Source organism: Hymenobacter siberiensis (assembly GCF_018967845.1).
Lineage (GTDB): Bacteria > Bacteroidota > Bacteroidia > Cytophagales > Hymenobacteraceae > Hymenobacter > Hymenobacter siberiensis.
Genome location: NZ_JAHLZZ010000001.1, coordinates 3,178,794 through 3,199,524 on the forward strand (window position 1 = coordinate 3,178,794; position 20,731 = coordinate 3,199,524).

Annotated in this window: 17 protein-coding genes and 1 pseudogene; 7 read left to right on the plus strand and 11 right to left on the minus strand. The window is 61.4% G+C overall.

Annotated elements, in window-relative coordinates:
• Nucleotides 1-19 precede the first annotated feature (19 nt).
• The 8 genes and pseudogenes from KQ661_RS13815 to KQ661_RS13850 all read right to left on the minus strand — a co-directional run bounded on the left by KQ661_RS13815 (nucleotide 20) and on the right by KQ661_RS13850 (nucleotide 8,296).
• Nucleotides 20-397 (minus strand): response regulator transcription factor, encoded by a 378-nt coding sequence (locus KQ661_RS13815; RefSeq protein WP_216688880.1) that lies wholly within the window; start codon nucleotides 395-397, stop codon nucleotides 20-22.
• A 57-nt stretch (nucleotides 398-454) separates the two neighbouring features.
• Nucleotides 455-3,250 (minus strand): sensor histidine kinase, encoded by a 2,796-nt coding sequence (locus KQ661_RS13820; protein WP_216726230.1) that lies wholly within the window; start codon nucleotides 3,248-3,250, stop codon nucleotides 455-457.
• 57 nt (nucleotides 3,251-3,307) lie between these two features.
• A complete protein-coding gene (locus KQ661_RS13825) occupies nucleotides 3,308-3,553 on the minus strand; it encodes a hypothetical protein (protein ID WP_226915569.1) in 246 nt (81 codons plus the stop codon).
• A 93-nt stretch (nucleotides 3,554-3,646) separates the two neighbouring features.
• Nucleotides 3,647-5,131: an MFS transporter gene (locus KQ661_RS13830; protein WP_216727288.1), complete on the minus strand. Its 1,485-nt coding sequence runs from the start codon at nucleotides 5,129-5,131 to the stop codon at nucleotides 3,647-3,649.
• Between the two features lie 55 nt (nucleotides 5,132-5,186).
• Nucleotides 5,187-6,680 carry a hypothetical protein gene (locus KQ661_RS13835; RefSeq protein WP_226915570.1) on the minus strand — a complete coding sequence of 498 codons (1,494 nt, stop codon included), beginning with the start codon at nucleotides 6,678-6,680 and terminating at the stop codon, nucleotides 5,187-5,189.
• 138 nt (nucleotides 6,681-6,818) lie between these two features.
• Nucleotides 6,819-7,133, minus strand: coding sequence for a helix-turn-helix domain-containing protein (locus KQ661_RS13840; RefSeq protein ID WP_216690829.1), 315 nt, complete (start codon nucleotides 7,131-7,133; stop codon nucleotides 6,819-6,821).
• 12 nt (nucleotides 7,134-7,145) lie between these two features.
• A pseudogene (locus KQ661_RS23270) lies at nucleotides 7,146-7,241 on the minus strand (transposase-like zinc-binding domain-containing protein); the annotation flags it as partial.
• Nucleotides 7,242-7,330: 89 nt separating this feature from the next.
• Entirely contained in the window at nucleotides 7,331-8,296 is a 966-nt protein-coding gene (locus KQ661_RS13850) for a M28 family peptidase (protein WP_216688883.1), read from the minus strand.
• Nucleotides 8,297-8,752: 456 nt separating this feature from the next.
• Between KQ661_RS13850 and KQ661_RS13855 the strand changes: the two genes are divergently transcribed.
• The 3 genes from KQ661_RS13855 (at nucleotide 8,753) to KQ661_RS13865 (ending at nucleotide 12,249) form a co-directional block, all read left to right on the plus strand.
• On the plus strand, nucleotides 8,753-9,676 hold the full coding sequence (locus tag KQ661_RS13855; RefSeq protein WP_216688884.1) for a flavin reductase family protein: 924 nt from the start codon (nucleotides 8,753-8,755) through the stop codon (nucleotides 9,674-9,676).
• A 113-nt stretch (nucleotides 9,677-9,789) separates the two neighbouring features.
• Complete coding sequence (locus KQ661_RS13860; protein ID WP_216688885.1) at nucleotides 9,790-11,457, plus strand: formate--tetrahydrofolate ligase; 1,668 nt, start codon at nucleotides 9,790-9,792, stop codon at nucleotides 11,455-11,457.
• A 99-nt stretch (nucleotides 11,458-11,556) separates the two neighbouring features.
• Complete coding sequence (locus tag KQ661_RS13865; protein ID WP_216688886.1) at nucleotides 11,557-12,249, plus strand: RibD family protein; 693 nt, start codon at nucleotides 11,557-11,559, stop codon at nucleotides 12,247-12,249.
• Between the two features lie 6 nt (nucleotides 12,250-12,255).
• Here KQ661_RS13865 and KQ661_RS13870 read toward each other — a convergent pair whose 3' ends face one another.
• The 3 genes from KQ661_RS13870 to tsaE form a co-directional block, all read right to left on the minus strand.
• The gene (locus KQ661_RS13870) at nucleotides 12,256-12,912 is read right to left on the minus strand and encodes a hypothetical protein (protein ID WP_216727289.1); all 657 of its coding nucleotides are present in this window, start codon (nucleotides 12,910-12,912) and stop codon (nucleotides 12,256-12,258) included.
• 11 nt (nucleotides 12,913-12,923) lie between these two features.
• Entirely contained in the window at nucleotides 12,924-14,150 is a 1,227-nt protein-coding gene (locus tag KQ661_RS13875) for an alanine dehydrogenase (protein ID WP_216688888.1), read from the minus strand.
• An 86-nt stretch (nucleotides 14,151-14,236) separates the two neighbouring features.
• Nucleotides 14,237-14,674 (minus strand): tRNA (adenosine(37)-N6)-threonylcarbamoyltransferase complex ATPase subunit type 1 TsaE, encoded by a 438-nt coding sequence (gene tsaE, locus KQ661_RS13880; protein ID WP_216727290.1) that lies wholly within the window; start codon nucleotides 14,672-14,674, stop codon nucleotides 14,237-14,239.
• A 272-nt stretch (nucleotides 14,675-14,946) separates the two neighbouring features.
• On the opposite strand from tsaE, the gene KQ661_RS13885 reads away from it, so the two are divergent.
• From KQ661_RS13885 to KQ661_RS13900, 4 genes are all read left to right on the plus strand, one after another.
• On the plus strand, nucleotides 14,947-17,349 hold the full coding sequence (locus tag KQ661_RS13885) for an outer membrane beta-barrel protein (protein WP_216727291.1): 2,403 nt from the start codon (nucleotides 14,947-14,949) through the stop codon (nucleotides 17,347-17,349).
• A 128-nt stretch (nucleotides 17,350-17,477) separates the two neighbouring features.
• Nucleotides 17,478-18,734, plus strand: coding sequence for a pyridoxal phosphate-dependent aminotransferase (locus KQ661_RS13890; RefSeq protein WP_235726980.1), 1,257 nt, complete (start codon nucleotides 17,478-17,480; stop codon nucleotides 18,732-18,734).
• A gap of 745 nt (nucleotides 18,735-19,479) precedes the next feature.
• A complete protein-coding gene (locus KQ661_RS13895; protein WP_216688891.1) occupies nucleotides 19,480-20,064 on the plus strand; it encodes a response regulator in 585 nt (194 codons plus the stop codon).
• Nucleotides 20,012-20,719: a polysaccharide biosynthesis/export family protein gene (locus KQ661_RS13900; protein ID WP_216688892.1), complete on the plus strand. Its 708-nt coding sequence runs from the start codon at nucleotides 20,012-20,014 to the stop codon at nucleotides 20,717-20,719. Before KQ661_RS13895 ends, KQ661_RS13900 begins: the two co-directional genes overlap by 53 nt.
• The last annotated feature ends 12 nt before the right edge of the window (nucleotides 20,720-20,731 follow it).

Sequence of the window (20,731 nt, forward strand, 5' to 3'; positions counted from 1 at the left end):
AGCATGTGCTACGGGAACGTTACGTCGCCACGCCCAGCAGCTCCCGCACTTTCTCCATGAGCTGGCGGGTGCTAAACGGCTTGGGAATGTATAAATCGGCCCCGACTTCATAGCCCTGCTGCACATCGGCCTCGCGACTTTTGGCCGAGAGGAAAATGACCTTGGTACCGGCGCGGTCGGGTTGCTGGCGCAGCTGGCGGCATACCTGCAGGCCATCAACATCGGGCATCATGATGTCCAGCAGAATGAGGTCGTAGGCGGTCTGGTCGATAGCGGCCAGGGCTTCGGTGCCGTTGCGGGCAATGCCGACCTGGAAGCCATTCTTGCGCATCAGAAATTCGAGCGACATGACAATGTTGGGCTCATCATCGACAATAAGAATGTGGGGCGTTTTCATGGGTGGTGAGGCAGGAAAGAGACCAATAGGCACGGGATGGGCAAGGGTAGTAAACGGTCATGCTTCGCTACGCTCTGCATGACGTTTCGGGTCGTACTCCGTTTCTTCCGGACTGCTTCCCGCCAGCGGCAGCTCGATGAAGAAGCGGGCCCCCTGCTCCAAGCTGCTTTCGACCCAGATGCGGCCGTGGTGCAGCTCTACGATTTTGCGGGTGATGGCCAGGCCCAGGCCGGTGCCTTCGGGCTTGCGGGTGGTCTGGTGCTGGGCCTGGTAAAACTTGTCGAAGATGAGGTGCTGGGCGGCGGGCGAGATGCCCCGGCCGTTGTCTTCCACGCAAAGCAGGAGCACATCGGCGGTGGGCCAGGCCAGTACCGCGATGCGGCCCTGGCCCTCGGGCCGGCAGGCTTTGATGGCGTTGGAAAGCAGGTTGACGAGGACCTGCATGAGGCGGTCGCGGTCGGCATGGAGGATTAGGTCGGCAGGCACGTCGACGTGCAGGGCAATGTGCTTGTCGCGCAGCAGCTGGCCCACGGCGTCGAGGGCTTCGGCCACCAGCTCATTCACCGCTATTGGGGCACGGTCCAGGGTGGCCTGGCCGGATTCGAACTTCTCCAAATCGAGCACCAGGGAAATGAGCCGGGTGAGGCGCTCGGCCTCGCGGCCGATGGTGAGTTGAAAGCGCAGGCGCTCTTCCTCTTCCAAATCGGGGTTGTCGGCCAGGATTTCGGCCAGGGCACGGATGCTGGTGAGCGGCGTGCGCAGCTCGTGCGTCACGGTATAAAGGAATTCGTCCTTGCGGTTGTCGAGAGCCTGAAGCTGGTCGTAGGCGGCGCGCAGCTCGTCGGTGAGGCGCTGGAGCTGGCGGTTGGCTTCGAGTAGTTGCTGGCTTTCCTTGAGAATGCCCACCACGCTGTCGTAGCTGATTTGCTCGGCCCCGGCCACCGAGGCCACCAGCATGCGGGCGCTGGCCGGGCCGAGGCTGCCGGCCAGCAGCTTCTCGGCGTAGGTGAGCAGGCGCGGGTCGGCAGTGGTGAGGTGGTGAAGTGGTGAAGTGGTGAGTTCCTCCGAAGGTGAAGGCGGCATCGCGTCGGGGAAGCGGGTGGCGAAGGTGAGCAGGGCCTGGTTGGTGCGCTTCTTCCCGAGGAAGCCCAGCAATAGGGCGCGCACGTCGGGGAACGGGGTGCGGCCCTGCCAGCCGGCCACTTCCTCGGCCAGGCTGCGGCGCGTGAATACGTCCACAAACACGTCGGCCTGCCGCAGCTCCAGCGCCGTGGGCGGCCAGGCCAGCGAGAGGCCCACGTAGAGGCCGATGTTGAAAAACCAGCTCCAGAACAGCCCGTGCGAGAGGTAATCGAGCCCATCGAGCCCAAAGAGTGAAAACGGCCGCAAGCCGCTGATTCCGCCCAGGCCCTCGGTCAGAATGGACTCGGGCAGCCGCCCCGGCCCTACCAGCATGGGCAGCACCAGCGTGAAAAACCACACCGCAAACCCCGCCAACAGCCCCACCGTGGCCCCGCGCCGCGAGCCGCCCTTCCAGTACAGCCCGCCCAGCACGGCGGGCACAAACTGCGCCACTGCCGCGAACGACACCAGACCGGTATTCACCAGCGGCAGGGTTTTGCCCACCGCGGCGTAGTAGCCGTAGGCCAGCAGCAGCACCAGCACCACGGCCAGGCGGCGGCTTTCGAGGGCCACGCGGCCCAGGTAGGCAAACCAACGCGTCTGGCCTTCGGGCCGGACCGAGGACACACGCACCAGCAGCGGCATGAGCAGGTGGTTGCTCATCATCACGCTCAGGGCAATGGTTTCGACGATAATCATGCTGCTAGCCGCCGACAAGCCCCCCAGGTACGTGAGCAGCGCCAGCCACGAATGGCCCGCCGCCAGCGGCAGGGCCAGCACGTAGGTATCGGCATCGATGCCCGTGTGGCCCAGCTTCAGCATGCCACCAAAGGCCACCGGCAGCACAAACAGGTTGATGATGATGAGGTAGAGCGGAAACAGCCACATGGCCTTGCGCAGGTGGTTTTCATCCACATTCTCCACCACCGCCACCTGAAACTGCCGGGGCAGCAGCAGAATGGCCGACATGCTGAGCACGAGCAGCGTGAACCACTCGGCCCCGCCCGTGCCCGAGCCGCGCAGCGTGAACAGCTGCCGCAGGGCCGGCACGGCCGCCGCCTGGTCGAATACGTCGGTGAAGCCGTGAAACAGCCCAAACGTGACGAAAGCCCCCAGCACCAGAAACGCCACCAGCTTGAGCACGCTCTCCACGGCCACGGCCAGCACAATGCCCTCGTGCCGCTCGGTAGCCTCTACCGAACGCACCCCGAACAGGATGGTGAACACCGCCAGCGCGCTCGTGGTGTAGAGAGCCGTGGTATCGGCCGGGCCGCCCACGCCCGCGCCGCTCCCGGTAAGGGTTACGAACGAAGCCGCAATTGCTTTGATTTGCAGGGCGATGTAGGGCACAATGCCCAGCACGCACACCGCCGTAACCAGCGCGCCCAGCGCCGCGTTCTTACCATAGCGGGCCGAAATAAAATCGGCAATAGAGGTGAGCCGCTGCTGCCGGCTCACGCGGATAATCTTGCGCAGCACCAGCCACCACACCGGGGCCAGCAGCGTGGGCCCCAGGTAGATGCCCACAAACTCCAGCCCGTTGTGCGCGGCCCGGCCCACCGAGCCGTAGTACGTCCAGGCCGTGCAGTATACGGCCATGCTCAGGGCGTACACGTAGGGATTGCTCACCAGGCTTTTCCGGGCGGCCGAACGGCGCTCGGCGGCGTAGGCCACACCGAAAAGCAGGACCAGGTAGCCGAAGGAAAAGCCGATGACGAGCAGCTTGGACATGGGTGAAAGAATGGGCTGACTTAATGAATTAGGGTGTTAATCGGCTGTCATCCTGAGCTAACTTCTGCGCTTGCGCACCAGCAGGCCGGTCAAGGTCACCAGCGCAATCCAGGTCAGCAGCACGTAGAGATATAGTACCGGCACGCCGCCCACTCGCCCGTCGTGGTCGAACAAGGCCAGCAGCGGGTAATTGAGCAGCACCCCGAACAGCACCGCGATGAACAGCAGGCGCGGCTCCTGACGCGGCGCGGGGCGGTCGGCGGGCACGAGATTGGGCAGAGAGTTATCGGGAGCGTCGGGCATGATAGTGGGGCGGCTTGGGACGGCCAATCTAAGAAAAAGTCCGCCGGGCACGGGGCCCGGCGGACTTTCACCTGGTCGCAGCGCGCGAACAGGTTAAGCGGCGGGCTGCTGCTCGTCAATCAGCTTCACGTTGCGCACGTCCTTCATCAGGGCCATACCAATGATGAAACAGATGAGGGCAATGGTAACCGGGTAAACCAGGCCTAACAGACTGCTATGCTCTTTGGCGAAGGTGCCGGCCGGCTGGGCGGCGGCCCACACGCCAATGGCCGTGGCAATAAGCGGCACAAAGCCCCCAAACACGCCGTTGCCAATGTGATACGGTACCGACAGTGAGGTGTAGCGCACGCTGGTGGGGAACAGCTCAACCAGATAAGCCGCAATGGGGCCGTACACCATCGTCACGAACGTTACAAGGAAGAACACCATCGCAATCATGGCCGGGATGTTGGGCGTGAGGGCCTTCATCACGGCGGGCACGGCTTTGCCGGCGGCATCTACCGTGGCGGGCGTGATTTCCGTGAGGGGGCCGGCAAACGCCTTCAGGCCATAAAAAAGCGGAACGGTGAACAGGGCCCCGCAAATCATGCCGGTCATAATAATACGCTTGCGGCCAATGCGGTCAGACAGCGAGCCAAAGTACACGAACAGCGGCGTGCCCAGCAGCATGGCCACCACCATGATGATGCTGGAGTGCACGATGTCGAGCTTAAGCGTGGCATTCATGAACGTGAAGGCCTGAAACTGACTGGTGTAGAAAATTACGCCCTGGCCCATGGTCACGCCAAACAACGCAATGAGGACGAGGCGGCGGTTCACGGGGTTCATGAACGAGTCGCGCAGGGGGCTTTTGCTGGTGGTGCCGGTGGCCTTGGCCTTGGCAAACAGCGGCGACTCGTGCAGCTGGCGGCGGATGTAGTACGAAGCAACCAGCAGGAAGCCCGAGAGCAGGAACGGAATGCGCCAGCCCCACTCCTTGAACGCATCCTCACCCAGCAGCTTGCGCGTAATCAGAATAACCGAAATACTGAGGATGAAGCCGCCAGTGGCCGTTATCTGGATGAAGCTGGTGAAATACCCCCGCTTGGCATCGGGTGCATACTCGGCCACGTAGGTCGCGGCACCGCCGTATTCGCCGCCCAGGGCCAAGCCCTGCAACAGGCGCAGCACCACCACAATGGCCGGGGCCGCGAGCCCGATTTTGTCGTAGCTCGGCACTAGGCCGGTGATGAACGTGGCCCCGCCCATAATCAGCAGCGTAACGAGGAAGGTGTACTTGCGACCAATCATGTCGCCGAGCCGGCCAAAGAACATGGCCCCGAACGGCCGCACCACAAAACCGGCCCCAAATACGGCCAGTGCCCCGAGCAGCGTGTCCTCAATCTTGCCCTTCGAGCCAAACAATACCGGCCCGATAATGGCTGCCAATGCGCCAAAAATGTAGAAGTCGTACCACTCGATGACCGTGCCCACCGACGAGGCGGTGATAACCTTCCAGATGACGCTGGTGGAGGTGGTGTTGTTGTCGTGCGCAACCGCAGTGTCAGCCACGTAGGGCGGGTTTAGACTCTGTTCCATGCTATTTAGTCAAGAAAAAGGGTTAGCTAAGTAAGAAGAAACAACAAGCCGGGGCCTACAGGAATACCTGCGTTTGCAGCGAGATTTCGGGGCGGTACTGCACGTCGTTCAGGTTGGTGAAGTCGGGGCGGGCGCGGTAGTTGAGGGTCACTTTGGCGTTGTGCCCGTCGAGCAGCACGTTCAGGCCCGCATCGGTGATGTTCACGCCCTGGGTATCGCCGGCACTGTTTTTCAGCCCCTCGTAGTTGGCGTGCTGGTAAGCAATGTAGGGTTGCAGGCGGGCCTTGGCACCGAGCGTATTCTTAGGCAGCAGGAAGCCCACCTGCCCGTAGAAAATGCCCCCCGTGCCCGACAGTGGCACGGCGTTGCCACGCAGGGCGCTGGCACCGTAACCGGGGTTCTCAGCCCCCACAAAGCGCACGTGGTTTGGGCCCATATTGTAGTTGTAATACACGCCGTAGAGCGTGATGGCCGTGCGGGAAGCCGTATCGAGCGGCACGTCGTAAAAGGCATCGAAGCCCAGCATCACCATGTCGTGCTTATTGGTAGCGATGGTGCCAAACGGGTCGGCCGCCACGCCGGGCGTCACCGCAACGGCGCTGCCGGCCGTGCGCGAGTACATGGCGTCCTTGTTATACAAAAAGCCTGTGCCGATGCTGAAAACTCGCTTCGTACCCAGGTAAGTGCCCTGAGTATAGGGCAGCAGGTTAGCCTCGGGCTCCAGGAAGTTATAGCTGAAGTAGCCCTGGTACACGTGGCTGGTATTCTGGGGATTGTAAGCGGCCACACCGGTGCCGGTGCTCACCCCTGCCGTGGTGGTGCCCAGGCTGAGCGGGTTGCTGGTCTGGTTGGTCAGGAAAGCGTCATCCATCGCCACGCGGTAGTCGAACTTGCCGATGCGGCCCTTGGCGTAGATGCCCAGCCAGCGCGCAAACTGGTCGGTTTGCTCAATGGTGGGGAAGTTAGTGAGCGGCAGGTCCATCGGCAGAATGCTGGTGGTGCTGGCGTTGGTGAGGCGCGAGATGCCGTTGTAGTAGTGCAGGCCCGCGCCCAGGCTCAGGTACTTGTTCACCTTGTACTCCGTCACGGCTTCGTGAATGAAGAGCTGCGGCTTTTTGCCGTCGGTGGTGGGGGCCACGCCGCCGCTCACGGCGTTCTGATTGTTGATGCCCAGGTGCGTGTACACCAGGAACCGGGGGTTCAGCTGGGCCATTATCACCATGCGCGAGCGGCGCAGGCCGAAGTCGACCTGGCTCGATTTGGGTACGCCGGGGGCGCGCAGCGTACCGGTATTATTCTCGGTGTAGCGGGCGTAAACCTGCGTCCAGAGCAGGATTCGCACGTATTTGGAGCCGTCGGGCGAGAGGTTCATCTTCAGGCCCCCGCCATAGGGAGCTGACTTGGTGGGCGCGGCCGGCGCGGGAGCCGGTGCCGGGGCGGCCGGCGGCGGCGAGGTTGGATTGCCGACGGGTGGCGACTGCACCTGGGCCGACACCGCTTCGGCGGCCAGCAGCGCAGTAATGGTCAGCGCGTAGCGAGAAAATTGCATGGATTTGTGGGAATAGTTAGAAAAGAGAGCAGCAAAACCAGCGCAGCCTTTTGGAAGTCGCCAATCAGTTTCCCCAAACCTATACATTCCCGGCCCGATGACGCCGCGCGGGCTATAGTTGCGCCCCGCTGCTATAGCTCAGCTCCCCCGGAACCGTTCCCAACGAATCACCATAAACTTGTCGCCCAGCTCCGTTACCATCATACCAGCACCTTTCAGGTTGCCGGGCTGTTGAAAAAACTCTGCCAGCTCCTTGTGATTGAGTATTTTATAGGTCGGGTGGTAGTCGGGCTGGCGCGGGGCTTTCACGCCGTATTTCTTCACCCAGTTCATCACGCTCACGTGACTCACGCCCAGCAGGCGCTCAATCTCGCGGTAGCTCACGCCCTCGATGTAGAGCTGCAACGCCTTGATGACGTAGTAGCTATCTACCTCGCGGCCTACCTTGGCCACCGTATAGTGGTAGCCGCATGCCCGACATTTAAACCGTTGCCGTCCGCTGATAACGCCACTTTTGGTGGCTTCGTCCGAATCACACTTTGGGCAAGCAGGCGTATTCATCAGGCACAATCGTTTGGGGTGAAGGCCAAAGCTACAGCTATTTAGCAAATATATATTAGTTTAGCAAAAATATAGCCCCTTCCGCCCGCTCAACTCCCCGCCAACACCGTTGCCAGCAGCGCATCCACGGCCAGGGCCAGCCGGCGGATATCGAGCCGGGCCAGGGTGTCGGTAGTTTGGTGGTAGCTCTGGTTGCGATAAAAAGCCGTGTCCGTGAGCAACACCGCCGGGTAACCGAACTTCCAGTAGTTGAGGTGGTCGGAAAAGTCGATACCCGGCAGCCAGGCCGGGGCCTTGAAGCGTTTCACGGGCAGCCCGGCCACCTGCCGGTACCGCCGGGCAAAGCGCCGCCCAAAAGGCCCGTTGCCGAATTTCTGGGCCACCGTTACGTAGTTGCCCCGGCTGCCATAAATGAGTTTCAGCGGCCCGATGGGGTACTGCTGCGAGCCCCGGCGGTCGTCGTAGTAGCCCAGCATTTCGAGCGCCACCATGCCGCGCACCGGCACCCCGGCGGCCTTGAGGGCGGCAGCGTGCACGTAGCTACCCATGTGGGCCGTGCGGAAAAACGGCGGCTCCTCCAGCGTGTAAGCTACCAGCTCGATGCGGTACGGCAGATTGGCTTGCTGGCCCAGCAGGCGGGCCAGCTCCAGCAGGGCGGCCACGCCGGTGCCGTTATCGTCGGCCCCCGGCTGCTCGCCGCACACGTCGTAGTGCGCCCCGATTACCAGCCGCGGGCCAGCCGCCGGACCGAAGGTGCCCAGCACGTTGCGGTAGGCACGGCCCTGCACCTGGTAGGGCTGCTCCCCCACTTCGCGCGCGCCGGCCGCCCGCAGCCGGTCTGCCACGTAGGCAGCCACCGAATCGAGCACGGCCGGGTGCGCGTAGTTGCGCGGCTGCGGCGTGGTGGTGAGATACGTGAGGTGCTGGCGCAGCCGGGCGGTGTCGGCGACAGCTACGGAGCGGGGCACCACCACTTGGGCCAGCGCTGACCGCCCCGGCAACAGCAGCAGCAGCAGCAGCAGCAGCAGCAGCAGCGTTGGCAGAATAATTTTCATGCCAGCAAGCTACTTAACGTAAATTACGGAGTGTATACGCAAGCCCCGTTGGGACGACATACCGGCAGAAAAATCTACAAAAAAGACGCCAGAGCCCCACCGGGGTGGCATTAAAGCTGTTTAGGAAGTCCGTTCTGGTTCGTTGCTCCGGTCCGACCGCCTAGGGCGGTCGGACCGGAGCAACACGATATTCTAAACAGCTTCATTTATTGAACGAGTGTCGCCCCGATGGGGCTCAAAAACGACTCACCAAGGGTTCTACTACCGATATGCCGCCCCTACGGGGCTAAGGTCGTTCGCAACTTGGACTACTTCCCGCGCTTCTGATTATTCGTAAAAATTGGCTCCCCTCTCCTTTTCGGAGAGGGGCCGGGGGTGAGGCGCACCGCTGAACGAGGGCACTACGAACCTGATAACCGCAGTAGCTTTGGTCACTCAACCCACCGCCCTACGCTCATGCTCGCGCCCAAGCCCGCTTTCCATTCCCTCACTCCTTCCGACCTCACCCCTGCCCAGTGGCACCCCTTCCTGGTGGGGGCCGTGGCCCCGCGCCCGGTGGCCTTCGCCAGCACCATCGACGCCGAGGGCCGCGTGAACCTGAGCCCCTACAGCTTCTTCAACGTCTTCAGCTCGAACCCGCCCATCCTGGTGTTCTCGCCCGCCAACCGCGTGCGCGACAACAGCCAGAAGCACACCCTGCAAAACGTGCGCGAAGTGCCCGAAGTCGTCATCAACATCTGCGATTACGCCCTGGTGGAGCAGATGTCCTTGTCCAGCACCGAGTATGGCAAGGGCGTGAACGAATTCACCAAAGCCGGCCTCACCGAGCTGGCCTCTGAGCTGGTGCGCCCGCCCCGCGTGGCCGAAGCGCCGGCCGCCTTCGAGTGCGTGGTGGAGCAGATTATTGAACTGGGCCAGAACAACGGAGCCGGCAACCTCATCATCTGCCGGGTGGTGCGGGCCCACTTCCGCCAGGACATTCTGCTAGCCGACGCCACCGGCATCGACCCGTTTAAACTCGACGCCGTGGCCCGCCTCGGTGGCGACTGGTACTGCCGCGCCAGCGGCAGCAGCCTCTTTGAAGTGCCCAAGCCCAACCGCCACATCGGCATCGGCATCGACCAGCTGCCCGAGCACCTGCGCACTTCCGACGTGCTCACCGGCAATGAACTGGGCCGCCTCGCCAACATCGAGCGCGATGCCCTGCCTACGCCTGAACAAGTCGAGGAATTCAAAACCGAGCCCATGGTGGCTTACCTCCTCAACAAGCACCGCGACGATGCCCCGGAGCTGACGCGGCAACTGCTGCAGCTGGGCCGCCAGCTGCTGGCCGAAGGGCGGCTGGTGGAGGCGTGGCAAGCGCTGCTGCTCAAAAGCTGATGATGGCCCCGATTGGGAAGCCATCCGGGAGCTGACTCAAAATTGAGGCCCGGGTGGGCAATACAAAAGGCGACCTTTTCTGTTGCCCTACTCAAAACACTCACCCCCGCCGCATGTCCGACATTTCCATTGCCGAATCCGTAGTCCTACCGCCCATTAAAGAGGTGGCCGCCCGCCTGGGCATTTCCGAGGACGACCTGGAGCCCTATGGCCGCCACAAGGCCAAGCTCCCGCTACACCTGATTGACCCGGGAAAAGTAGCTGCCGCCAAGCTGATTCTCGTCACGGCCATTACTCCCACGCCAGCCGGCGAAGGCAAAACCACGGTATCCATCGGCTTGGGCGACGGGCTGCACAAGCTGGGCAAAAAGGCCGTGGTGGTACTGCGCGAGCCCTCGCTGGGGCCCGTATTCGGAGCCAAAGGCGGGGCTACCGGCGGCGGCCGCTCGCAGGTGAGCCCGATGGTGGACATCAACCTGCACTTCACCGGCGACTTCAATGCCGTGGAAAAGGCCAATAACCTGCTGGCCGCCCTGCTCGATAACGCCATCCAGACGCCCAACCACCCGCTCAACATCGACCCGCGCACCGTGCTCTGGAAACGCTGCCTCGACCTGAACGACCGCAGCCTGCGCCAAATCATCATCGGGCTGGGCGGCAAGGCCAACGGGGTAATGCGCTCCGACGGCTTCAACATCACGGCCGCCTCCGAGGTCATGGCCATCCTGTGCCTGGCCACCAGCCTGCCCGACCTCAAGGCCAAGCTCGGCAACATCCTGGTGGCGTTCAGCTACGATAACAAGCCCATTTACGCCCGCCAGCTGCAGGCCGAGGACGCCATGGCCATTCTGCTGCGCGACGCGCTGAAGCCCAACCTGGTGCAAACCCTGGAGCAAACCCCCGCCCTGGTGCACGGCGGCCCCTTCGCCAACATTGCCCAGGGCACCAACACGGTGCTGGCCACCCGCATGGGCCTCTCGCTGGGCGACTACGTGGTGACGGAAGCCGGTTTCGGAGCCGACCTCGGGGCCGAGAAGTTTCTCAACATCAAGTGCGGCTACGCGGGCCTAGCCCCCGCTGCCGTGGTGCTGGTAGCCACCGTGCGGGCCCTGCGCCACCACGGCGGTGCCCCCGCCGCCGAGCTCAACACCCCCGACCTGGCCCGCTGCGAGCGGGGCTTTGCCAACCTGGCCCGGCACATCGAAAACACCCAGAAGTTCGGCTACCAGCCCGTGGTGGCCATCAACCACTTCGTAACCGACACGCCCGAAGAAGTGGCCCTGGTGCAGCAGCTGTGCCAGGCCCGCGGCGTGGAGGCCGTCCTCAGCACCAGCTGGGCCGACGGCGGCGCCGGCGCCACCGCCCTGGCCGAGGCCGTGCTGGCCAACATCGCCCAAGGCACCAACCACCTGCGCCCCCTCTATGCCTGGGACCAACCGGTGAAAGCTAAAATTGAAACCATCGCCCGCGAGGTGTACGGCGCGGTCGGGGTCGACTACACGGCCCAGGCCGAAGCCGACCTACGCCGCATCGACCGCCTGGGCCTGGCCGGGCTGCCCATTTGCATGGCCAAAACCCAAAAGTCGTTTTCCGACAACGAGAAGCTCATCGGCCGGCCCGAAGGCTTCCGCGTCACCGTGCGCGAGTGTGAGCTGGCGGCCGGCGCGGGCTTCCTCATCCCCATCCTCGGCACGCTGCTGCGCATGCCGGGCCTGCCGCCCGTGCCCGCGTCCACCGGCATGGAAATAGACGACAGCGGAGTGATTACGGGGTTGTCGTAGGCCCAGCGGTTGCCGGTAGGGCCGCCGGCCTGATTGGCCGGCAGCCCTGCCGTTTCCGTAAACCGGGACATTTCCCCAACCATCGCCATCCCGTCCACCATGCCCAAAACCACCAGACCCCGCGTTATCTGCCACATGATGAGCTCGCTCGACGGGCGTACCATTCTCAGCCGCTGGGGCCAGTCGCCCGATACCAAGGAGTACGAAACCACCGCCGCCACCTTCGGGGCCGATGCCTGGATGTGCGGCCGCGTGACCATGGAAAAGGATTTCACCAAAGCCCTCGCCCCCGACCTGCAACCCGTGAGCCACCCGCTCGACCGCCAGGATTTCGTGGCCGACTACACCGCCGATTCCTTCGCCATTGCCGTGGACGCCCACGGCAAGCTGGGCTGGAAATCCGGCTCCATCGATGACGACCACCTCATCAGTATCCTCAGCGAGCAGGTGAGCGACGAATACCTGGCCTACCTGCGCAACCAGGGCGTTTCCTACCTCTTCGGCGGCACAAAAGAGCTTGACTTGGCGCTGGTGCTCGACAAGCTGGGCCGCCTCTTTCCCATCAAAACTATCCTGCTGGAAGGCGGCGGCCATATCAACGGCTCAATGCTCAAAGCTGGGCTGATTGACGAACTCAGCCTGCTGCATTTCCCCGTCATTGATGGGGCGGCCACTTCGGCCACCATTTTTGAGCAGGGTGAAAACCCGGGGCCGGCGGCGCAATTGAAATTAATTAGCGTGGAGCAGCGGCCGCATGGGGTTATTTGGCTGCGGTATGAAGTGGCGGCTTAGAATGCCTTAAGATTCAATGTTCAGCGACAGAATAATCTTAACGCCGCTTTCCTTGTAAACCAAAACTTCTGCTAAAACTAAATCGGCAATGTCATGGCCCCAAATGCCGTAGGTTCCATTAGTATGGTTCCTATTATAGGTCGTGGTTCGCTTTTCAGCAGGAATTGTTTTAGTGGTAGCAGTACGCTCTTCCTCCTCGTAAATCTTGTAGTAAGCCCTGCTGATATCTCGTAAAAGCTGCGCTCTGGTGAACCCTATTTTTGATTCTGCATCAAATCGAAATTCCTTTGCCAATGGATAATCAATCACAATTGTGACCTTTTTTTCAGGAATAACTATTTTGTTTGCATCAACAAGTTTTGAGATTTCACTTTCGGGATTTTCGATACTGGCCCAAGGAATCAGGCCATTTGCAAATTCCTTTTTATCGTCAGTTCTAACTTCGAAGGAGATGTTATTAAGTAACTCCCCATAACCATTAGTTTGCCTTTTTGAATAAGCTGTTTCTTTTGCACGTAATGCTGTGCTATAATCCGTCAAACTATCAGCAGAATCTACTGGGGCTTGCTTAGAATCGTCTTTCTTACTTTCCCCACAGCCAAGTAGCGAGATACATAAGCCAAGAAAAATCAACGAAAAAAGCGCTTTACTATTAGCTTTCATTCCGCAACGAATTAATTGCGCACCGCAATCAACAACCCCAACTCCTTATACCGCAAATTAAATTTCTTCGCAATCATCGCATTCGTCAGCGAGCCTCGGTAGATATACACGCCGCTGCGGAAATGCTCGTTGGTGAACAGCACTTCGTTGATGCCGCCGTGCTGGCTGATTTCCTGGAGGATGGGCGTGAAGATGTTGCTCAGCGCGTTGGTGGCGGTGCGGGGCACGCGGGAGGCGATGTTGGGCACGCAGTAGTGCACCACGTCGTATTTGCGGAAGATGGGGCTGCTGTGGCTGGTCATCTCGCTGGTTTCGAAGCAGCCGCCCTGGTCGATGCTCACGTCGATGATGACGGAGCCGGAGGCCATGCTGGCCACCATTTCCTCGGGCACCATGAAGGGAATGCGGCCGTCTTCCACCGCCAGCGCGCCGATGACCACGTCGGCCCGGCGGATTTGCTGACTGAGCGCGAAGGTATCTAACGTACTGGTGTAGAGCTGCATGCCCAGGTTGTGCTTGAGGCGGCGCAGCTTGTAGAGGTGGTTGTCGAACACCTTCACTTCGGCCCCGAGGCCGGTGGCGGCGCGGGCGGCATACTCGGCCACCGTGCCGGCCCCGAGAATGACCACCTGCGACGGCGGCACGCCCGTGATGCCACCCAGAATAATGCCCTTGCCCTCGTTGGAACGGGCCAGGTATTCGGCCGCAATCAGCATCACCGTCGAGCCTGCGATTTCGCTCATGGCGCGTACCACGGGGCGGGCGCCGCTGGGGTCTTTCATCAGCTCGAAGCCGATGGCGTTGATTTTTTTGCGCGAGAGGGCCGAAATGTATTCCTGCGTCATGGAGCCCATCTGGAGGGCCGAAATCAGGGTTTGGCCGGAGTGCAGCAGCTCAATTTCTTCGAGCGTGGGCGGGGCCACTTTCAGCAGAATATCGGCTTTGAACACCTCCTCGGTGGAGTAGGCAATCTGCGCTCCGGCTTCGGAGTAGTCGTGGTCGGCGTACTTGCTGGGCTCGCCCGCACCGGCTTCCATCACTACCTCGTGGCCGGCCGAAACAAGGTGATGCACGGCTTCGGGCGTGAGGCCGAGGCGGTTTTCCTGGAGCGAGGTTTCGCGCGGCATCCCGATGAAGAGCTTCCGCTTGCGCGTTTCCACGGCCAGCATCGATTCCTGCGTGAAATAGGCACGGCTGGTGGCCAAGGACTCAAAACCGGAGGGTAGCTGCTCGGGCATTACTGAAAATTAAAAATTATAAATCAAGAATTAAAAGTTACCAACAATCAATAATAGCTAAGCGAACTGGAAGCCATTTTTAATTATTAATTTATAATTTTTAATTCAATTTCCCGGGTTTCATCCGGCAATACCAACACGCGCACTTCGAGGTAGGGCACGGGCAAAAGAGCCGCCACGCGGACTGGCCATTCTACCAAACAAAGATACCCGGAATCGAGGTACTCCGTTGCGCCCATCTGCTCGGCTTCGGCGATGGAGTCAATCCGGTAGAAGTCGAAGTGGTAAATAGGCGTGTCGCGGGCATCGCGGTACTCGTTTACCAGGGAGAATGTGGGGCTGCTGACGTCATCGACGACGCCCAGCGCGCCAGCCAGCGCCCGAATGAGGGTGGTTTTGCCCGCCCCCATCTCGCCCTGAAAGGCCACCACCGGGCAGCCGGCTTCGGCAATGGCCGCCTGCAGGCGGGTAGCGGCGGCGGGCAGGGCCGCCAGCGAAGGAACGGTGAGGATAAGGGGATGCATTGGGCGAAAATACCGCCGTAAAGGCAGAAATGGCTAGCTTTTTTTGGAATATCGCCGGCTCAACTACACCTTTACACTTTGGCGGGGCCGCTAAGCAGTTCATCCCAAAGACTATATCCCTAGCTTTCGCAATGCGGGCCTGGTGCCCGCCGGCAATCGACCGGGAGATTCTGCTTCCCAACTCCTTCCTCAGATTTCTACCCAATCGCTACCCGATGCCCCACTTTTACCCGCGCTGGTCTGGCAAAGGCACAACTGGTTTTTACCCGTTGATGCTCGCCGGAATCAGTTGTTTCGCACCATTAGCCGCCCAGGCCCAGAGCCGCTCCACGCTGAGCGGGACCGTGAGCAGCGCTGCGGGCTCGCCCGTGGAATTTGCCACCGTGACCCTGCACCGCGCCACCGATTCGGTGGCCGTAAAATCGGAGCTCAGCGACGTGCAGGGCCGGTTCCAGCTGGAGGCGGCTACGGGTGGCTCCTACCGGGTTTCGGTGGCGCAGGTGGGCTTTGCCCGGTACTGGAGCCCGGTGTATGCCCTGCCGGTGGCCGGCCTGGCCGTGCCGGTTATCCGCCTGGCAACCAGCAAGGCTACTACCCTGAAGGAAGTGACCGTAACGGCCCGCAAGCCCCTGTTTGAGCACCTGGCCGACCGCACCGTGGTGAACGTAGCCGACAGCCCGCTCACGGCCAGGGCCACCACGCTAGAGGTGCTGACCCGCGCGCCGGGCGTGACCATGGCCGGGGATAATATCATGAGCCTGCGCGGCCGGCTGGGCCTGTTGGTGGTCATCGATGGCAAGCGCGTGCCCCTCACCGGCGCGGAGCTGGCCGACTACCTCAGGGCTCTGCCCGCCGAGCAGCTGCAAAGCATTGACCTGATTACCAACCCGCCGGCGCAGTACGACGCCCAGGGCGGCGCGGGCGTGATTGACATCCACCTGAAAAAGGACCAGCGCCTGGGCACCAACGGCAGCGCCAACGCCAGCTACGGGCGGGGGGAGTACGGCAAATTTACGGGGGGCTTCGGACTCAACCACCGGCGCAAACGCCTGAACCTGTACGGCAACTATGCTTACACCGACCGGCACGGGTTTGTGCGGGTCGATTTCAACCGGCAGTTTGGCACTACGGCGCTGCTGCCGGCAGCCAGCAGCGTGCAGGCCAACGAGCAGCTGTCGTGGCTGCGCTCGCACAGCGGGAAAGTTGGGCTGGATTTGACGCTTTCCAAACGCACGCAGCTCGGCGTTTCGGCCACCGCGCTGGCCAGCCAGACCACCAACACGACCACCAATCAGACCCAGCTCTACAACGCGGCCGGCGAGGCGGCCGACCATTATTCTGCGGCGGTAGCGCAGGACATTAACCGGCCCAACGGCAGCGCCAACCTGAACCTGCGCCACGCCTTCGCCGACTCGGCCACGGCCGCCGTCCTCACCGCCGACGCCGACTACGCCCGCTACCACACCACCCGCCTGATGGCGCTGAATACGTATTTCGACGCGCCCGCGCTGCCTTCCACCCTGCTCACCGGCGACCAGCGCAACAACCTGAGCATTGGGGCGGCGAAGGTTGATTTCAGCCTGCCCCTGCCCCACCGAGCGCGCCTGGAAACCGGCGCGAAAGTGACCCGGGTAAAAACCGATAACGACGCCGTTTTTTGGTACAATGGCGCATTCAGCCCGGCTCTTTCGAGCAGCTTTCAGTACCGCGAAAACGTGAATGCCGCGTATGTCAGCCTGAAGGGTACTGCCGCCCAAACCACCTGGCAGGCGGGCCTGCGCGCCGAGCAGACCAATACGCAGGCCGATTTCACGGGCGAAACCAGCCGTGAGCGGCACTACCTCAACCTGTTTCCCAGCGCCACGGTGCAGCGCACGCTCAGCGCCCGGCACGCGCTGGGCCTGGCCGTGGCCCGGCGCATCGACCGGCCCAACTACACGCAGCTGAACCCGTTGCGGACTTACCTCGACGCAACTTCCTATAGCGCCGGCAACCCCGATTTGGTGGCCCAGACCAGCTATTCGGTCGAGCTGACGCACACCTACCGCCAGAAGTTCATCAGCGCCCTGGCCTACGCCCGCACCGACCAACCCATTGTGAACGTGGTGCTGCCCGCCCCCGACGGCGGCCGCCTGGTGGTGAACCGCAACGTGAACCTGAGCACCCTGCACAACTACAGCCTCACCCTCACCGCACCCCTGGAGCTCAGCAAATGGTGGACGCTCTACGCCAACGGCACCTTCTACTACGCGCGCTACGTGGGCTACCTGGCCGGCACTGCCCTCGACCGGGGCCAGCTGGCCTGCACCCTCACTGCCAACAACAGCTTCACGATGCCCAACGGCTGGTCGGCCGACGTGAGCGGGCTCTACGAGTCACGGGAAGTGTATGGTTTTGAGGCCATCCGGCCACGCGGCCAGGTAGCGGCGGGGCTGCAAAAAAGCATCTGGAAAAAACAGGGCACCCTGCGCCTGAACGCGGCCGATATTTTCTACACCACGCCCCTGCACATCACCTCCACCTACGCCAGCTTCACCGAAACCTTTTTTACCCGACAGGACTCGCGGGTGGTTACGGCGGCCCTCACCTACCGTTTAGGCAGCAGCAGCGTGACGGCCGCCCGCAAGCGCGCCGCCGGGGCCGACGAGGAGCTGCGCCGCGCCGCCGGACAGTAGCGCCTGCGGCTGAATAAAAAGAAGAAAGTGCGAGCACATCGAGCCGCTATCCAGGTTCTTCATTTTATTAAGCGCAACGTCTTTTACCTTCGTGGGCCGAAGCGGCATTCATTTCTCCGTTTTCCCCTATGCAAGTATCCAAGATGGCAGCCGGCCTTATCGGCTCCGAAATTATTCGAATTGGCAACCAGGTAAGCGAGCAGGTGCGCCAGGGCGCGAACATCTGCAACCTGACCATTGGTGATTTTGACTCCAAAATTTTTCCGATTCCGGCCGGTCTCACCGCTGGCATTATCGCGGCCTACCAGGCCGGCATGACCAACTACCCGCCCGCCGCCGGCATGGGCGAGCTGCGCGACAGCGTATCGGCCTTCCTGAAAATCCGCCAGGGCCTGGAGTACGGCCCCAATGACATTCTGATTGCCGGCGGCTCGCGGCCGCTCATCTACGCCACCTACCGTGCTTTGCTGGACGAAGGCGACAAAGCTATTTTCCCGCTGCCCAGCTGGAACAACAACCACTACTGCCACCTTGTAGGAGCCACGCCGGTCGCCGTACCCACGCTGCCCGAAAACGACTTCATGCCCACGGCCGCCGACCTGGCCCCGCACGTGGCCGGTGCCACGCTGCTGGCCCTGTGCTCGCCGCTGAATCCCACCGGCACCTTATTCACCAAGGAAGGCCTGGAAGAGATATGCGACCTGGTGATTGCTGAAAACAAGCGCCGTGGTCCCGACGAAAAGCCGCTCTACATCCTCTACGACCAGATTTACTGGCTCCTCACCTTTGGCGATGCTAAGCACTTCGACCCCGTAAGCCTGCGCCCCGAGCTGCGCGATTACGTCATCTACATCGACGGTACTTCCAAGTGCTTTGCCGCCACTGGCGTACGCGTGGGCTATAGCTTCGGGCCAACCGGCATTATCGAGAAGATGAAGTCCATCCTGGGCCACGTTGGGGCCTGGGCTCCTAAAGCCGAACAGGTGGCCATGGGTAAATTCCTGCCCCAGACCGCCGCCGTTGATGAGTTCCTGACCAGCATTAAAGACCGCCTGCAAAGCTCCCTGACCGCGCTGTTCGAAGGCTTGAAGGAGCTGAAAGCTCAGGGCTACCCCGTCGATGCCGTGGTTCCCGCCGGGGCCATCTACCTCACCGCCAAAATCGACGTGCTGGGCCGCACCGCCCCCGACGGCACCGTGCTCACCACCACCGCCGAGCTCACCTCCTACCTCATCGCCGAGGCCAAGCTGGCGCTAGTGCCGTTCTCGGCCTTTGGCTCGCCGGCCACCGAGCCGTGGTTCCGCGCCTCGGTGGGCGCTGAGACGGTGGATTCGATTACGTCGGCGTTGCCACGTTTGAAGGCGGCGTTGGATAAGTTGAAGTAGCTTATTGCCGGCTAAAAGAGCGGTAGTATGACACGAAATGGTGCGACGAAGCCCGGTGGGCAATTCGTCGCACCATCTGCTTTTGAGCCATTGCCAAAAGGAAGCCCCTTCCCCGCTAAAATCAGGGATATAAAAAGGAGGTACGGTGCCGCTTTGAGATGCCTGCCGCCAAAACCCACGCAGCCCCGCCGGGACGCCTTTCAGGGGCCCTGGCGGGGCTGCGTGGGTTTTGGCGGCTTGTGTTGTTGTTGCTTGGTGCTTGGTGCTGGTTGCTTGGTGCTGGTTGCTTGGTGCTGGTTGCTTGGTGCTGGTTGCTGGTTGCTGGTTGCTGGTTTAATAGGACTTACACAGAAATAGTCGTATGCTCCGGTTCGACCGCCCTAGGCGGTCCAACCGGTTGTCGTGCGGACGAAATCGGGGGTGCTTCGACCGGTCGGACCGCCTAGGGCGGTCGGACCGGAGCGTACGACTACTTCGGCACAACTGCATACAGCAGTTTTCGCGCTACTGTCCGGCCCTGTACACCAGCTTGGAAGCCGCTCTAAAACGCCGTTTTCCGGACAACACAGTTACGTCGCGACAGCTCAATAAACCGGGAATTCAACGACTCCATTTTTCAGATTATCGTCTAACAAATAGAGTGCTGATGGTTTTCAATTTTTCACAATATACTGATTATCAATTACATAATAACTGTTTTATCTTTTGGCACTTCCTTGGCCTTGCCCCGGCCAAACGAACTACCATGCTTAACAAAACCGAAAAAATATTCCTGGTCGACGACGACCCTTATTGCCGCTGTTTGATAGAGCACGCGGTGCGCAGCCACGGCTTTAGTGACGTGCACCTGTTTGAAAGCGGCGGGGCCTGCCTGGATGCGCTCATCGAGGAACCAGACATCATTTTTCTGGACCAGAGCATGGGCAGCGTGTCAGGCACCGACGCCCTGCGGGCCATTAAGCGCTTCAACCCTGACACCTATGTGGTGCTCGTGAGTGGGCAGCGCCACGTGCAGGTAGCCGTGGACTCGCTCAAGCTCGGGGCGTTCGACTACGTGGTGAAGGACGACCATCTCACCACCCGGCTCATCACGGTACTCGACAAAATTGGCGCGGTGAGCCAGCTGCTGGCCCAGCGCCAGGCGCCCCAGCCCTCGCGGCTCAAGGCCTTTTTCTCTTCCTTTTCCAAGCCGGCACCCGTGGTGGGTGCGCCTTCCCTTTCCAATGCCCCTCATGATTCAACTAGTACACCTTCGCGGCCCACTGGGTCTGAGTCTCTTGCTCGTACTTGGCTTGCTGAGCAGCTGCACCCAAAACCTGTTCACTACTAAAAAGGCGCTGCCGGCACCCAGCACCCTCGACGTGGGCCCGGCCTACCAGTACCACCTGCGCAGGGACGATAAAGTCAGCCTCAGCGTGTGGGACCACGAGGAGCTGAGCGTGGGCTCCATCTACGGGCACTACAGCGTGAACGAAATAGAGGGCAAATGGCTGCTAGTGGACGCTACCGGCGGCCTGAACGTGCCCAAGGTGGGCTCCTACCACGTGGAGGGCCTTACGGTGCCCGAGGCGGAGGAAATGCTGGAGAAAGTGCTGAGCAAGTGGATTGTGAACCCGCAGCTGACTCTGAAAGTACTGAACATGGAAGCCACCGTGCTCGGTGAAGTGGGCATTCCCGGCAAGCAGCGCTTTGAGAAGGAGCGCAACACCCTGGTGGAGGTGCTGGGCAAGGCCGGCGACTTTGGCGCCTACGCCGACAAGCGCCATGTGAAAGTGCTGCGCCAGGATGCCACCGGCACCAAAACCACAGAAGTCGACCTGACCCAGCTCAGCAACTTCGAGCGCAACAACCTGGTGATTTTGCCCGGTGATGTGGTGTACGTACCGGCCAAAAACGGCAAGCAGTTTGACCGCAAAGCGCCGTCGGTGCTGGGCATTGCTTCCATCGTGAGCACCATTCTCATTCTCACCCGCTTCTTTTTATAATCTCATTACAAT

Coding starts and splice junctions, on each gene's coding strand:
- KQ661_RS13870 (WP_216727289.1), bottom strand. CDS start 12,912: ATGAAAGCTAATAGTAAAGCGCTTTTTTCGTTGATTTTTCTTGGCTTA.
- KQ661_RS13890 (WP_235726980.1), top strand. CDS start 17,478: ATGCAAGTATCCAAGATGGCAGCCGGCCTTATCGGCTCCGAAATTATT.
- KQ661_RS13850 (WP_216688883.1), bottom strand. CDS start 8,296: ATGAAAATTATTCTGCCAACGCTGCTGCTGCTGCTGCTGCTGCTGCTG.
- KQ661_RS13855 (WP_216688884.1), top strand. CDS start 8,753: ATGCTCGCGCCCAAGCCCGCTTTCCATTCCCTCACTCCTTCCGACCTC.
- KQ661_RS13835 (WP_226915570.1), bottom strand. CDS start 6,680: ATGCAATTTTCTCGCTACGCGCTGACCATTACTGCGCTGCTGGCCGCC.
- KQ661_RS13820 (WP_216726230.1), bottom strand. CDS start 3,250: ATGTCCAAGCTGCTCGTCATCGGCTTTTCCTTCGGCTACCTGGTCCTG.
- KQ661_RS13875 (WP_216688888.1), bottom strand. CDS start 14,150: ATGCCCGAGCAGCTACCCTCCGGTTTTGAGTCCTTGGCCACCAGCCGT.
- KQ661_RS13825 (WP_226915569.1), bottom strand. CDS start 3,553: ATGCCCGACGCTCCCGATAACTCTCTGCCCAATCTCGTGCCCGCCGAC.
- KQ661_RS13830 (WP_216727288.1), bottom strand. CDS start 5,131: ATGGAACAGAGTCTAAACCCGCCCTACGTGGCTGACACTGCGGTTGCG.
- tsaE (WP_216727290.1), bottom strand. CDS start 14,674: ATGCATCCCCTTATCCTCACCGTTCCTTCGCTGGCGGCCCTGCCCGCC.
- KQ661_RS13860 (WP_216688885.1), top strand. CDS start 9,790: ATGTCCGACATTTCCATTGCCGAATCCGTAGTCCTACCGCCCATTAAA.
- KQ661_RS13815 (WP_216688880.1), bottom strand. CDS start 397: ATGAAAACGCCCCACATTCTTATTGTCGATGATGAGCCCAACATTGTC.
- KQ661_RS13885 (WP_216727291.1), top strand. CDS start 14,947: ATGCTCGCCGGAATCAGTTGTTTCGCACCATTAGCCGCCCAGGCCCAG.
- KQ661_RS13895 (WP_216688891.1), top strand. CDS start 19,480: ATGCTTAACAAAACCGAAAAAATATTCCTGGTCGACGACGACCCTTAT.
- KQ661_RS13865 (WP_216688886.1), top strand. CDS start 11,557: ATGCCCAAAACCACCAGACCCCGCGTTATCTGCCACATGATGAGCTCG.